This window comes from Nocardioides iriomotensis, from assembly GCF_004168035.1.
GTDB lineage: Bacteria > Actinomycetota > Actinomycetes > Propionibacteriales > Nocardioidaceae > Nocardioides_B > Nocardioides_B iriomotensis.
Genome location: NZ_SDPU01000020.1, coordinates 392,835 through 406,401, shown reverse-complemented (window position 1 = coordinate 406,401; position 13,567 = coordinate 392,835). Strand labels below are relative to the sequence as shown.

Genomic DNA, 13,567 nt, shown 5'->3' with positions numbered 1-13,567 from the left:
CGTCAGACGAGCCCGAGCTGCCGGGCCCGACGCACCGCCTGGTTGCGCCGGGAGACTGCGAGCTTGCGGAGAATGCTCCGGACGTGGGTCTTGACGGTGTTGACGGAGATGAACATCGCCGAGGCGATCTCCTCCGTCGTGAGCAGCGCGGCGAGGTGCTCCAGCACCTCGAGCTCCTTGACGGAGAGGCTCTGCCCGAGCTGGGACCCGCCCGCCGGCACGCCGTCGGGCCGGGCAGGCGGGGCGGCCACGGCCGGCGCGCCGTGCGTCGCCTCGGCGTACAGCGCCTGGCGGAGCAGCGGGTGCACGCGGAAGGTGGGTGGCGTGCCGCCGATCCGCTGCACGAACGCGTGCCGTCGGGACAGCTCCAGCAACAGGCTCTCGGCGTCGTCCTCCCCGGTCACGTCGTGGACGAGCGCGGGGTCGAGCTCCGGGCACAGGCAGGTGCTGACGAGGACGTCCTTCTCGTGCTCCGTCATCGGCTGCAGCACCTCGGCGACCAGGTAGTCGGCCATCAGGTTGTGGCTCGGCGTCAGGCAGGCGTCGATCTCGCCGGGGGTCATCGGCTTCGTCGTCCCCTGCATCGCCAGCGCGGCCATCCGGACCCCGGCCGCCCATCCCCCGGTGCGCCGGAGGAGCAACCGTGCGGTCGCGTCGGAGGCAGGGACGTCGTGCAGACGGAGCAGGTCGCGCACCTCGCGGCCGCTGAAGGCCAGGTCGTCGTTGCGCAGCTCGACGACGGAGCCGTCGACCCGGTGGCGATGCAGGGGGAAGCGCGGCTCGGCCCTGGTCAGCAGCACCACCCGTGGCGCGACGTGGCGGTCGCTCAGCACGTGCTCGCACAGGTCGGCCACGACCTCGTCCGTGAGGGCCTCGCCGTTGTCGATCACGACGACGTCCAGGTCGGCTGCCCTGCGGGCCGGCGCCTCCCCCTCGGGGACGAGACGTGGCCGCGTGCTGCGGTGCAGCGCCTGACCGACCTGGGACCAGGCGGCCGCCGACCCCGTCGCGTGGGGGTCGACACCGACCCAGGTGAGTCGAGCGGACCCGGGCAGCCGGGTCACCCAGGTCAGCGCCAGGCTGGTCTTTCCTGCCCCGGCCGGAGCCCACACGAGAGTCAGGGGTGTGCTGGAGACGGTCCGGGAGAGCCGGGCGAGCAGCCGTTCCCGGACGAGGAGCGGGAACAGCAGCCGGGGCGCGGCGGACCCGGGAGACCGCTGTTGCGGGAGCGGGTACTCCTCCGCGGACGGCGCCGGCCACGGCCCGGCGCTCGACCTCCGTGCGCGACTGACCGCGTCAGTCGTCATCGTCCTGCCCTTCGTCGCATCCTCACCACCGTCACCGGGCCGACGCGCGGGGGTCCATACCCATATCGGGTGAGCAAAGGCTGGTTAGCTCGGTGCTTCCCGGGCGTGGAATGGGGCGGTCTCCGGAGGTCGCGGGGCATGTCGGAAATTCGTGACGCGGGCCCGTTCGCGGCGGTAGGAACCGAAAGACCCCGCGCGGTGGGAGGCGTGACGAGCTCGACGGTCAGGGCGTGCCGGGGGCGCCGTCGGCGTCCCCGGGGGCGATCAGCCCGGACTCGTACGCGAACGCGATGGCCCTCGGCCGGTCGCGCAGGTCGAGCTTGTCGAGGACCCGGCCGAGGTGCGTCTTGACGGTGGTCTCCCCCAGGAACAGCTCCGCGGCGATCTCGGCGTTGCTGTAGCCGCGACCGACCATGCGCAGCACGTCGGTCTCGCGCGGGGTGAGGACGTCGAGCGCCGCGCTGCGCTCGCGCGCGGCGGGCGCGGCGCCGTACCGGGAGATGACGCCGGGCACGACGGAGGGGTCGATGACGCCTTGCCCTCGGGCGGCCCGGCGGACGGCCTCGACGAGGTCCTCCGGCGGGGAGCTCTTGAGCAGGAACCCCGTGACGCCGCGGCGCATCGCCTCGTCGACGACGGCATCCTCGTCGAAGGTGGTGAGGACCAGGACGCGGGTGCCGGGGGACGCGTCGAGGATCTGGCGGGCGGCGTCCAGACCGTTGAGCCGCGGCATCCGCACGTCGATCAGCACCACGTCGGGCGTGGTGGCGGCGACGACCCGGACGGCGTCCTCGCCGTCGACGGCCTCGCCGACGACCTCGAGGTCGGGCTCACCGTCGACCAGCAGGCGCAGCCCGGCGCGGACCATGGCCTCGTCGTCGGCGAGCACGACGCGGAGACTGCTCATGCGGGCACCACCTTCGGGGAGGGCGCGGTGACGGCCAGCGGCAGCACCGCCCGCAGGGCGTAGCCGCCCCCGTCGGACGGGCCCGCGTCGAGGGTGCCGCCGAGGACGGCGACGCGCTCGCGCATGCCGACGAGGCCGTTCCCGCCTCGCTCGCCGTGGCGTGCGAGCGGCCGCGTGGCGGGGGCGTTCGTGACGGAGAGGCGCAGGTCGTCGCGGGTGACGGTGACGGTCACCTCGGCCGGTGCCCCCGGGGCGTGCCGCAGCACGTTGGTGAGCGCCTCCTGCACGATCCGGTAGGCGGACATGTCGACGGCCTGCGGCACGGTCGCGAGGTCGCCCTCGACGGTCACCGTGACGTCGGCGTCGGTGCCTCGGACCTGCTCGACGAGCTCGTCGAGCAGCGCGAGCGACGGCAGCGGCGCGAGCGCGGCGGCCTCGCCCTCGCGGACGAGCCCGACGATCCGGCGCAGCTCGTCGACCGCCTGCCGGCCGAGCGTCTCGGCGCCGCGCAGCGTCTGGCCCTCGACCGACTCGTCGCCGAGCCGGCGGCGTACCACCCCGACCTGGAGGGTCATCACGCTGACGGTGTGCGCCACCGCGTCGTGCAGCTCGCGGGAGATCCGGGTGCGCTCGGCGGCGACCGCGACCTCGGCCTGCTTCTCGCGCTCGTGCTGCAGCGCCTCGGTGAGCCGTTCGAGCTCCGCGCTGCGCTCCTGCTCGCGGCGCAGCAGCAGCCCGACCAGCCAGGCGGGGCCGAGGATCAGCACGAAGAAGGCGAACTCCCAGGCCGACTGCCCGCTCTCCACGATCGAGGCGGCGGGGATGACGGCGGCGAGGAGGTAAGCGACCAGACCGGTGCGCAGCCCCGAGCGATAGGCCACGAGCCCCACCAGCAGCATCAGCGCGATCAGCTGCGTTCCGCCGACCGGCGGCAGCTCCGAGAACGGCATCATCGCCACGACCGAGGCGAGCAGCAGCCCGAGCCCGCCGACCGGCGACCAGCGCGCGGCCAGCATGGCGAGCCCGCACGTCAGCGCGCCGAACCAGGCGAGACCGACCTGCGCGACCTCCTCCATCCCGGCCTCCAGCACGGCGGCGCCGAGCATCACCAGGGCGGCGACGACGAAGGCGGGCGTCCCCAGACGGAGGCGGGCGCGGCGTGGCATGGCGCTCAATCTAGGCGGACCGGCACGTCCTGTACGTCGTTCCCGGACACGACCCGGGGTCCTCCCCCGGGACGACCCCGCGGCCGTCACGACGGCCCGGGATCGCACCGAGGACGGTCTCGTCGACCGATCCGGCGACCCCGTCGGCGTTCCTAGCGTTCTCGGCGTCGGCCCGACCGGGTCGGCGCCCCGGCCGGGGCATCGACCCGGCCCGACGACGAAGGAACACCGCCATGTCGACCACCGCTTCCGTCACCACCACGACCGCCGCTGCGAGCACCGGCGCCGACCCGACCACCGCGAAGGTGCTCGGGGTCCTCGGCGGGCTCTCCTCGATCGCCGCGCCGCTGCTGTTCGTGGCCGGCGCCGCGACGTCACCACCGCAGGAGAGTCCTGCGGCGGGCGACTACATCGCCTCGCTCGCCGCCGACCCGACGCTGTCGGGCATCTCGGCGAACCTCTTCCACTTCTCGTGGGTGCTGTTCGCATTCGCGGCGCTGGCCGCGACCGGGCTCGTCCGCGGTCGCCGCGGACGGGCGCTGACGCTGGTCGGCGGGCTCGCGGCGGCGTTCGGCTCGATCCAGTTCACCGGACTGCTGTACTCCGACTGGGTCAACGTCGCCACCGGCAACAACCTGGCCCTCGCCGACGCCGTGACGGTGTTCGAGGCGGTCAACGCGGCGCCGTCGATCGCGTTCTGGCTGCTCAGCGCCAAGGTGTTCGGCCTGCTCGGCTTCCCGGTGCTCTACGCCGGCCTGGCCCGCGCCGGCGTGATCAGCTGGTGGCTGGTGCCGCTGTCGCTGCTGCCGATGGTGGCGTTCGGCGTGCTCGGCGGCGCGCTCGGCATCGCGCTGGCGGTGGTGCTCTACGCGCCGTCGTACGTCGTCGGCCTCCGGCTGGTGCAGCGCGCCCGGCTCGCCCGCTGAGCCTGGAACGTCAGAGGTCGTACGTCGCGCCGGTGGCGGCGAGCTCGACGGGGCCGTCGAAGCCGGCGCGGGCCTCGCCCAGCGCCACCTGCCGGTCGTGCCACGGCGGGATGTGCGTGAGCACGAGCCGGCCGGCGCCGGCGGCCGTCGCGGCAGCGGCGGCGTCGGCGCCGGTCAGGTGCAGGTCGGTGGGGTTGTCGGCGCCGGACTGGAACGCCGCCTCGCACAGCAGCAGGTCGGCGCCCTTGGCGGCCTCGACGAGCGCGTCGCAGGGGCCGGTGTCGCCGGAGTAGGTGAGCACGGCACCGTCGGCCTCGACGCGGAAGGCGTAGGCCGGGACCGGGTGCACGACCCGGACCGGCCGGATCGTGAACGGGCCGATCGTGAGGGGACCGTCGGCGTACTCGTGGAACTCGAACTCCCCCGCCATGCCGGGGTCCTTGGCCAGGCCATAGGAGCGGGCCGCCTGGGCGGCGACGCCGGCGGGGCCGTGGACCGGGATGCGGGGACGCGGCCCGCCGGGGTGGTACTTCCACACGACGTACAGGCCGCTGAGGTCGAAGTAGTGGTCGGGGTGCAGGTGGCTGAACAGCACCGCGTCGACGTCGAGCGGCGACACGAACCGCTGCAGCGTGCCGAGCGCGCCGCTGCCCAGGTCCAGCAGGACGCGCCAGGTGCGGCTCGGGTCGTCGGGGTCGGCGGCCTCGACCAGGTAGCAGGAGGCCGGCGAGTCGGGGCCGGCGAACGAGCCGGAGCAGCCGATCACGGTCAGGCGCATCAGACCACCACCCACGACGTGGCCTGCGCGAGCTGGTGCACCGAGTCGAGCTCCGGGCCGAGGAAGCGGCGGCCGATGCCGGCGAACTCCTCCGGCTGGCCGGTGGTGAGGAACCGGTGCTGCGGCGCCGGCAGCGACGGGTCGCGCTCGAGGCCGCGCTGCACGAGCAGCTTGTAGACGTCCTTGGCGGTCTCCTCCGCGCTGGAGACCAGCGTGACCTGGTCGCCCATGACGTAGGAGACGACGCCGGTGAGCAGGGGGTAGTGGGTGCAGCCGAGCACGAGGGTGTCGATGCCCTCGGTGGTCAGCGGGTCGAGGTACTCGTGGGCCACCTCGAGCAGCTCGGGGCCGCTGGTGACGCCGGCCTCGACGAACTCCACGAAGCGGGGGCACGCGCGGGTGAACAGCGCGACGTGCGGGGCGGCGGTGAACGCGTCGTCGTAGGCCATCGACTCGGCGGTCGCACGGGTGCAGATCACGCCGATGCGACCGGTGCGGCTCGCGGCGACCGCCCGCCGCGTCGCGGGGTGGATCACCTCGACGACCGGCACCGGGTAGCGCTCGCGCGCGTCGCGCAGCACCGCCGCGCTCGCGGAGTTGCAGGCGATGACCAGCGCCTTGACGCCCTGGTCGACCAGGTGGTCGAGGCACTCGAGGGCGTACTCGCGCACCTCGCCGATCGACTTGGGGCCGTAGGGCTGGCGCGCGGTGTCGCCGAGGTACAGCACCGGCTCGTGCGGCAGCTGGTCGAGCACGGCGCGGGCCACGGTGAGTCCACCGAAGCCCGAGTCGAAGATCCCGACGGGTGCGTCTGCCATTCGCCCAGGCTAGTGCCAGGCAGGGACCGGAATCAGGCGTGAGCGACGGACGTCACGGTGCGATCCCGGTCACGCGCGTCCGTCATCCGCACGTCGCCGCCCGGCCCGACGACCAGGGTCGTGTAGGGGCAGGTGGCGGCCAGCCAGTCGGCGGCCGCGTCGCCGCGGGCGTAGCCGGCGGTCGCCCAGACGTCGGCCCACAGCAGGGTCGGGGCGACCACGGTCACCGACCCTCCTGCGCGGGCCGGGCGGCCGGTCCAGGGGTCGAGCACGTGGGCGCCGCGGTGGGCGTCGCCGGAGGTGGCGCAGCCGCCGTCGAGGAGCGGCACGACGGCGAGGGTACGGCGGGGGTCCGCGGGGTCCTCGACGCCGACCCGCCAGGGCACCCGGCCGTCGTGGGTGCGGCCGGTGCGCGCGACGAGGTCGCCGCCGGCCGCGAGGCACCAGTCGGTCCCGTCGAGCCGGTCGAGCGCGGTGGCGGCGCGCTCGACCGCCCAGCCCTTGACCAGGCCGGACGGGTCGAACCGGCGGCGGCCCGGCCGGTCGGCGTCGGGCAGCCAGACCGAGAACCACCCGTCGGTGAGCTCGTGGGCACGCTCGGCGAGCTCCACCACCTCCCGCACGACGGCGGGCGCGTCGTCGACGGTGAGCTCGCCCCGGTCGATCCGGCTGACCGCGGACCCGGGCCGGTAGGTGCTGAACGTCGTGTCGACGTACCGCAGGCAGGCGAGCACCTCGGACCAGGCGGCCGCGCCGGCGTCGGTGCCGGCGTGCCGGCCGCGGAGGACGAGCGTGACCGGCAGGCCCATGACCTGCTCGACGTACCGGTTCTCGTTCACACGCCCGCCTGGTCCAGGGCCGACTGGAGGGACTGCAGGTAGCCGACGCTGGTGACCGTCGCGCCGGACACCATGTCGATCTGGGCGCTCTGCCGGCCGAGGGTCTCCCGCACCAGGATCGGCAGCGCGTAGCTGTTGATCGCGTCGTCCTGCGGGTTGCCCGAGGGCTTCTGCAGCACGGACACGTCGGTGATCGTGCCGCCCTTCAGGGTCAGCTGCACCTGCACCGGCCCCCACTGGGTCTGCACGGTCGGACCGGTGACGGTGCGCGTGGCGCTGGGGTCGGTCCCACCCGCGGCACCCGCGGCACCCGCGGCGGGGGCCGCGGTCGCGCCGCTCGTCGTGGTCGAGGCGCTCGGGCTCTCGGCCGCGGTGACGAGCGCGCCCATCGTCGAGGTGTGGTAGCCGAAGAGCAGCACGAGGGCGGTGGCGGTGCTCGCACCGGCGACCACGATGCGCTGGAGCGGGTTCACGGTGTCACCATCCGAAGGACTCGACGTGGATCTGGTCGGCGGGGGTCCCGGCCGCCAGGGCGGTACGGCGGACGTCGGCGGCCCAGGCGTCGGGTCCGCAGACGTAGATGTCGCAGTCGGGCACGTCCGGCACCCAGTGCCGCAGCACCGCGACCGGGTCGTAGCCGTCGGCGGAGGCCGGCAGCCACCCGCCGTCGGCGCCGCGCGGGCCGGGCAGCCAGCGGACGTCGATGCCGCGCTCGGCGGCCAGGGTCCGGATCTCCTCGGCGAACAGCGGGGTGCCGGTGTACCGGTAGAGCAGGATCGCGCGGCCGGGTGCGACGTCGACGTCCTCGAGCAGGGCGCGCAGCGGGGTGATCCCGACGCCCGCGGCGACGAGGACGACGCCGCCGTCGCGCACCCGGGCCCGCGCGCTGAGCCGGCCGTAGGGCCCCTCGACGACGACGCGGGTGCCGGTCGGGATGCGCGGCACGTCGGCGCTGCCGTCGCCGAGGTCCTTGACGGTGATGCGCAGGCTGCGCCCGTCCGGGGCCGCGGACACCGAGTAGGGATGGGCCCGGGTCCAGCCCGCGCCGGTGAGGAACCGCCAGGTCAGGAACTGGCCCGACACCACCGGCAGCCGGTGCAGGTCGCGGCCGGTCACGTAGACCGAGGCGACGCCGGCCGCCTCGGGCACGACCGAGGCGACCCGCAGGTCGTGGCGCAGGGTGCGCCAGGCGGGCAGGCCGAGCCGGAACACGAGGACGGCGGCCGCGGCGGCGCCCCACAGCGTCCACCAGTAGGCGGTGGCGGCCGCCGAGGTGAGCAGCTCCTGGCCGGTCCACAGCTGGTGCGGCAGCGCGAGGCCGACGCCGAGGTAGGCGTAGAGGTGCAGCAGGTGCCACGACTCGTAGCGCAGCCGGGACCGCGCCGCCTTGATGCTGGTCACGACGACCATGACGAGGGCGGCGGTGCCGCCGGCGGCGAGCATCATCCCGGGGTAGTCGCGCACCAGCTGCCACAGCGTGCCGGGGGTGGCGAGGATCTTGCCGGCGGCGTACCCCCACGTGATGAGGGCGATGTGCAGCGCCATCAGCGTGAACGACGTGAAGCCGACGAGGCGGTGGGTCCGGGCCAGCCGGTCCTGGCCGAAGGCCCGCTCCAGCACCGGCACGCGGGCCATCAGCAGGACCTGCACGAGCAGCAGGTCGGCGGAGAGCAGACCCGTGAGCCGGCCGGCCGAGGTGAGGCCCGAGGCCCAGCCGGCGAGGTCCTGGACCCCGCCGCCGGCCACCCACCAGTAGGTGACCACGAGCAGGCCGGCCCAGAGGCCCAGCCCGGCGAGCAGCCGGGTCCGGGCGTCGCGGCGGGCCAGGGTCCCGACCGCCGGCACGGGGGTGTCGGTTCGCACGGCGGCGGGGACGAACGTGGGGGCGACGCTGGTCATGTCGTGGTGCCCGAGTCCTGGGTCCCGCCGTCGGAGCCGTCGAGACCGCCGGAGCCGTCGCCGTCCTCATCGGGGAACCCGGGCATCTGGTCGTCGGTGCCGGGCGGCGGGCCGGGGAAGACGCCGTGGCCGTCACCGTCCCCGCCGTCGTCGTCCCGGTCGCCCCAACCGCCCGGCCCGCCCTGCGGGAAGCCGCCGCGCTGGAACGACACCCGGTCGAGGTCGTTGCCGGAGGTGGTCGCGCCGAGGGCGTAGCCGCCGACGCCGCTCACGACGACGAGGCCAGCGGCGATCGCCGCGGCGGCGGGGAAGCCGACCGACCGGGCGCGCAGCCGCTTCTTCTCCGGCGCGGGTGCGGCGGGGGCGGCGTACGCCGGGGTGTCGGGAGGGGCGACGGGCTGTTCGGCCGTCTGGGGGGCCGGCTCGTCGGCGGGGCGGTCGTCCGCGATCCGCCGGGTCTCGTCGTCGGCGCCGGGCTCCCAGCGGGAACCGCTGTGCTCGGGGCTGTTCTTGTCGTCGGCCATGATGCGTCTCCGTGCGTGAGGGTCGTGGAACTGTTGACCTTCACGATGCGGGCCCGGCTTGAAGAGACGCCCTGGCCGGCCTGTGCGTGACCTGTGAGACGCAGAGCTCCTCAGACGGCGTCGCCGGCGTGGTCGTTGTAGACCCCGGCGAACTGCTGTCCCGACAGCCTCTGGATCGCGTTCATGACCTGGTCGGTGACCTCGCGGCGGGCCCGGCCGACCGGGACGCCGTCGTACTGCTGCTGGAACTGCAGCGGCTCGCCGAACTTCACGGTCACCTTGGCCAGCCGCGGAAGCGTCGAGCCGACCGGCTGGATGTGCTGGGTGCCGGCGAGACCCACGGGTACGACGGGGGCGCCGGAGGTGAGCGCGAGGTGGGCGACGCCGGTGCGACCGCGGTAGAGCCGGCCGTCGCGGGAGCGCGTGCCCTCGGGGTAGATGCCGAAGGCGCCGCCCTTGGCCAGGATGTCGAGCGCGATGTCGAGCGAGGCCAGCGCGGCCCTGGAGTCCTCGCGGTCGACCGGGATCATCCCGAGCCCGCCGAAGAAGCCCTTGGACACGGCGCCCTTGAAGCCGGTGCCGTTGAAGTACTGCGCCTTGGCCAGGAACGTCACCTTGCGCGTGGTGACGATCGGGATGACGAGGGAGTCGGCGAACGACAGGTGGTTGCTGGCGACGATGACCGGCCCGGTGTCGGGGAGGTTGTAGAGGCCCTCGACGGTGGGTCGCCAGATCACCTTGGCCAGCGGCGGGACCACCGCGTGCATCACCGGGTAGAGCATGCCGTCCGCCATGGGTTCAGCCTGCCAGGTCGGGGCGGGCGAGGACGAACGGCCCGCGCTACGGACGCGTAGCGCCGCCCGAGGACCCGGCTCAGGCCGGGAACGGCAGCTGCGGCTGCGGCGGGCCGAGCGTCGGGTCGACGCCGTCGAACATGCTGCTGATCGACTCGCCCGCGTGCACCCGGCTGATCGCCTCGGCGAACAGGTCGGCCACCGAGCGCACCTTGAGCTCGGGCCAGTCGGCCGGCGGGACCGTGTCGGTGGTGACGACCTCCTCGATGAAGGGGTGGTCGCGCAGCCGGTCGACCGCCTTGCCGACGAACAGCCCGTGCGTGCAGGCGACGGACGCGCCGGTGCAGCCGATCTCCTGGAGCTTGTCGAGCAGCTCGACGATCGACCCGCCGGTGGCGATCTCGTCGTCGAGGACGAGCGCCCGCTTGCCCGCGACGTCGCCGACGATGTCGTCGATGACCACGCGGTCGTCGGCCAGCCGGCGCTTGCTGCCGGCCGCGACCGGGACGCCGAGCAGCCGGGCGAACTGGGTCGCGGTCTTGGCGTTGCCGAGGTCGGGCGAGACCACGACGGTGTCGCTGAGGTCCTGGCCCGCGAAGTGGTCCGCGAGCACGCCGAGCGCCGTGAGGTGGTCGACCGGGACGCTGAAGAAGCCGTGCACCTGCGGCGCGTGCAGCGTCATCGTCAGCACCCGGGAGACGCCGGCCGTGGCGAGCATGTCGGCGACGAGCCGGCCGCCGAGGCTGATCCGCGAGGCGTCCTTCTTGTCGGAGCGGGCGTAGGCGTAGTGCGGGATCACCGCGGTGATCTGCGCGGCGCTCGCGCCCCGGGCCGCGTCGACCATGAGCAGCAGCTCCATGAGGTGCTCCTGGGTCGGCGGCACCAGCGGCTGGACGATGTAGACGTCGCGCTGGCGGCAGTTGGCCTGGAGCTGGGCCTGCAGGCAGTCGTTGCTGAACCGCTTGATCTCGACCGCGGACAGCTGCACCCCGAGGGAGTCGCAGATCGCCGAGGCGAGGGGACGGTGGGCCGAACCGCTGAAGACGACGATCTCTCGCACGTTGGGCGCTCCCCCGGATGGGTCGTGTGGGCGACGGGGCCGCTGGGCAACAGGTCCTCTGGGCGGCGCCACGATAACCCGCCGTACGCCGGCGTGACCATGACTCGTCCCAACCCGTTCACCGGGATCGGGTGGAGGGCCGGGCTACGCCCAAAGTTGGCCTTCGAGCTTGTCCTCGGCCTCGTCGATGGTGCCTTCGTAGGCGCCGGTGGAGAGGTACTTCCAGCCGCCGTCGCAGACGACGAACACGATGTCGGCGCGCTCGCCCGCCTTGACCGACTTGGCGGCCTGGCCGAGCGCGGCGTGCAGGATCGCGCCGGTGGAGATGCCGGCGAACAGGCCCTCGAGCTCGAGCAGCTCGCGCACCCGTCGTACGGCGTCGCGCGGGCCGACGGAGAAGCGGGCGTCGATGAGCGTCTCGTCGTACAGCTCGGGCACGAAGCCCTCGTCGAGGTTGCGCAGGCCGTAGACGAGCTCGCCGTAGCGGGGCTCGGCGGCGACGACCCTGACCTCCGGCTTGTGCTCGCGGAAGTAGCGGCCGGCGCCCATCAGCGTGCCGGTGGTGCCGAGGCCGGCGACGAAGTGCGTGACGGTCGGCAGGTCGGCGAGGATCTCGGGCGCGGTGCCCTCGTAGTGCGCGAGCGCGTTGGCGGGGTTGCCGTACTGGTAGAGCATCACCCAGTCGGGGTGCTCCTCGGCGATCCGCTTGGCGACGCGGACCGCCTCGTTGCTGCCGCCGGCGGCCGGCGAGGACACGATCTCGGCACCCCACATGCGCAGCAGCTGGCGGCGCTCCTCGGAGGTGTTCTCCGGCATCACGCACACGAGCCGGTAGCCCTTGAGCTTCGCGGCCATCGCCAGCGAGATGCCGGTGTTGCCGGAGGTCGGCTCGAGGATCGTGCAGCCGGGGCGGAGCAGGCCGTCCTTCTCGGCCTCCTCGACCATCTTCAGCGCGGCACGGTCCTTGATGGAGCCGGTGGGGTTCTGGTCCTCGAGCTTCGCCCACAGGCGTACGTCGGGCGTCGGGCTCAGCCGAGGCAGGCCGACGAGCGGCGTACCCCCGACCGAGGCCAGCAGCGAGTCGAAGCGCACCGTGGGATCAGCCCCCTGCAACGGCAGGCAGCACGACCACCTGGTCGCCGTCGTCCACCGACGTGTCCAGGCCCCCGGTGAAGCGGACGTCCTCGTCGTTGACGTAGACGTTCACGAAGCGGCGCAGGTCGTCCTGACCGTCCTTGTCCTCGACGAGCCGGTCCTTGATGCCGGGGTGGTTCGTCTCCAGGTCGTCGATCAGCTCCGAGAGCGTCGCGCCGGCGCCGGAGACGGCCTTCTCACCACCGGTGTACGTGCGCAGGATCGTGGGGATGCGGACCTCGACGGCCATGGGGCTGTCTCCTCAGCTCTTCTCGGGGGCGGCGACGACGACCTCTTCCTCGGTCACTTCGCCGTCGACGATTCTGTAGGACCTGAACTCCACCGGGCCCTCGTTATTCCCGTGCTCGCGTGTGCTGACCAGCACGTAGTGGGCCTGGGGCTCCATCGCGAGGCCGATGTCGGTGCGCGACGGGTACGCCTCGGTGGCGGTGTGCGAGTGGTAGACCACCACCGGCTCCTCGTCGCGCACGTCCATGTCCTTGTAGAGCGCGAGCAGGTCGTGCGAGTCGAACTCGTAGAACGTCGGCGACGAGGCGGCGTTCACCATCGGCACGAACCGGGTCGGGGTGTCGGAGCCCTCGGGGCCGGCGACGACGCCGCACGCTTCGTCGGGATGGTCCTTCTTGGCGTGCGCGACGATCGCGTCGTGGATCTCCTGGTCGATGCGCAGCACGTACCGAGGGTATTCGGCGGCCGGTGACCGCTCCGCCGCTGCGGAGCCTCGTCCGGATGCCGAGACGTGGTCTCGACCGGGCGGTTCCTGAGCATGTCGAAGGGCTCGACCACTCGGAACGTCAGCGCATCAGCGACTGGACCAGCGTCTCCTGCAGGTAGCCGACCCACTCGTAGATGTCGTGCACGTGGGTGCGCGGGTCGTCGTCGGGCAGCGCGAGCCAGTAGTCCTCGTCGCCCTCCTCGACGCCGAGCCGGGTGGCCAGCGCGAGTCGCACGTCGGTGAACGACCGCATCCAGGTGCCGGCCTCGGCCGGGTCGAGCTCGACGTCGATGACCAGGCCGTCCTCGGTGAGCTCCTCCGGGAGGCCGGCCTCCTCGAGGGTGTCGATGATCTGCACGGCGGACCGCGCCTTGGTGTCGCGCAGCGCGCCCTCGGTGAACCGGCGGAACTCCCCCGCCGCCTCCTCGTCGTCCGGGTACGCCGTCGGGAACAGCCGCGCCAGCACCGGGTCGTCGGGCTCGGTGGTCGGCCCGCTGAAGTCGAGGAGCTGCTCGAGCGGGTCGCCGGAGTCGGCCGGCGCGGCCACCTCGTTGCGCAGCAGCTCGACGAGCTGCGAGGCCAGCGACCGCAGCAGGTCGGCCTCGAAGCCGGTGAACGTCGCGACCGCGCCGCCCCCGCGGCGTCGCTCGAAGCCCGGGGTCATCGCGCGCCCTTCGTG

Annotated in this window: 16 protein-coding genes; 1 reads left to right on the top strand and 15 read right to left on the bottom strand. The window is 73.6% G+C overall.

What is annotated here, in order from left to right:
• Positions 1-2: 2 nt before the first annotated feature.
• From ETU37_RS08595 to ETU37_RS08585, 3 genes are all read right to left on the bottom strand, one after another.
• Positions 3-1,307, bottom strand: a complete 1,305-nt coding sequence (locus ETU37_RS08595; RefSeq protein ID WP_129986810.1) for a winged helix-turn-helix domain-containing protein — start codon at positions 1,305-1,307, stop codon at positions 3-5.
• Between the two features lie 223 nt (positions 1,308-1,530).
• The gene (locus tag ETU37_RS08590; protein ID WP_129986809.1) at positions 1,531-2,214 is read right to left on the bottom strand and encodes a response regulator; all 684 of its coding nucleotides are present in this window, start codon (positions 2,212-2,214) and stop codon (positions 1,531-1,533) included.
• The gene (locus ETU37_RS08585) at positions 2,211-3,380 is read right to left on the bottom strand and encodes a sensor histidine kinase (protein WP_129986808.1); all 1,170 of its coding nucleotides are present in this window, start codon (positions 3,378-3,380) and stop codon (positions 2,211-2,213) included. The genes ETU37_RS08590 and ETU37_RS08585 overlap by 4 nt, the downstream gene beginning before the upstream one ends.
• A gap of 233 nt (positions 3,381-3,613) precedes the next feature.
• On the opposite strand from ETU37_RS08585, the gene ETU37_RS08580 reads away from it, so the two are divergent.
• On the top strand, positions 3,614-4,306 hold the full coding sequence (locus ETU37_RS08580) for a hypothetical protein (RefSeq protein WP_129986807.1): 693 nt from the start codon (positions 3,614-3,616) through the stop codon (positions 4,304-4,306).
• A gap of 10 nt (positions 4,307-4,316) precedes the next feature.
• On the opposite strand, the gene ETU37_RS08575 is transcribed toward ETU37_RS08580, so the two are convergent.
• From ETU37_RS08575 to ETU37_RS08520, 12 genes are all read right to left on the bottom strand, one after another.
• A complete protein-coding gene (locus ETU37_RS08575; RefSeq protein WP_129986806.1) occupies positions 4,317-5,084 on the bottom strand; it encodes an MBL fold metallo-hydrolase in 768 nt (255 codons plus the stop codon).
• The gene (murI, locus tag ETU37_RS08570) at positions 5,084-5,902 is read right to left on the bottom strand and encodes a glutamate racemase (protein ID WP_129986805.1); all 819 of its coding nucleotides are present in this window, start codon (positions 5,900-5,902) and stop codon (positions 5,084-5,086) included. The genes ETU37_RS08575 and murI overlap by 1 nt, the downstream gene beginning before the upstream one ends.
• A gap of 32 nt (positions 5,903-5,934) precedes the next feature.
• Entirely contained in the window at positions 5,935-6,741 is an 807-nt protein-coding gene (locus tag ETU37_RS08565) for an FAD:protein FMN transferase (RefSeq protein ID WP_129986804.1), read from the bottom strand.
• Positions 6,738-7,214 carry an FMN-binding protein gene (locus tag ETU37_RS08560; protein ID WP_240755627.1) on the bottom strand — a complete coding sequence of 159 codons (477 nt, stop codon included), beginning with the start codon at positions 7,212-7,214 and terminating at the stop codon, positions 6,738-6,740. The genes ETU37_RS08565 and ETU37_RS08560 overlap by 4 nt, the downstream gene beginning before the upstream one ends.
• Before the next feature lie 4 nt (positions 7,215-7,218).
• A complete protein-coding gene (locus tag ETU37_RS08555) occupies positions 7,219-8,640 on the bottom strand; it encodes a ferredoxin reductase family protein (protein ID WP_129986803.1) in 1,422 nt (473 codons plus the stop codon).
• Positions 8,637-9,164 (bottom strand): hypothetical protein, encoded by a 528-nt coding sequence (locus ETU37_RS08550; RefSeq protein ID WP_129986802.1) that lies wholly within the window; start codon positions 9,162-9,164, stop codon positions 8,637-8,639. Before ETU37_RS08550 ends, ETU37_RS08555 begins: the two co-directional genes overlap by 4 nt.
• A gap of 110 nt (positions 9,165-9,274) precedes the next feature.
• Positions 9,275-9,958 carry a lysophospholipid acyltransferase family protein gene (locus ETU37_RS08545; protein WP_240755626.1) on the bottom strand — a complete coding sequence of 228 codons (684 nt, stop codon included), beginning with the start codon at positions 9,956-9,958 and terminating at the stop codon, positions 9,275-9,277.
• Positions 9,959-10,037: 79 nt separating this feature from the next.
• Complete coding sequence (locus ETU37_RS08540; RefSeq protein WP_129986801.1) at positions 10,038-11,018, bottom strand: ribose-phosphate diphosphokinase; 981 nt, start codon at positions 11,016-11,018, stop codon at positions 10,038-10,040.
• 144 nt (positions 11,019-11,162) lie between these two features.
• Complete coding sequence (locus ETU37_RS08535) at positions 11,163-12,110, bottom strand: PLP-dependent cysteine synthase family protein (protein ID WP_129986800.1); 948 nt, start codon at positions 12,108-12,110, stop codon at positions 11,163-11,165.
• Positions 12,111-12,117: 7 nt separating this feature from the next.
• Positions 12,118-12,402, bottom strand: coding sequence for a MoaD/ThiS family protein (locus tag ETU37_RS08530; protein WP_129986799.1), 285 nt, complete (start codon positions 12,400-12,402; stop codon positions 12,118-12,120).
• Between the two features lie 12 nt (positions 12,403-12,414).
• On the bottom strand, positions 12,415-12,846 hold the full coding sequence (locus ETU37_RS08525; RefSeq protein WP_129986798.1) for a M67 family metallopeptidase: 432 nt from the start codon (positions 12,844-12,846) through the stop codon (positions 12,415-12,417).
• A gap of 121 nt (positions 12,847-12,967) precedes the next feature.
• On the bottom strand, positions 12,968-13,552 hold the full coding sequence (locus ETU37_RS08520; RefSeq protein ID WP_129986797.1) for a DUF2017 domain-containing protein: 585 nt from the start codon (positions 13,550-13,552) through the stop codon (positions 12,968-12,970).
• Between the last annotated feature and the right edge of the window lie 15 nt (positions 13,553-13,567).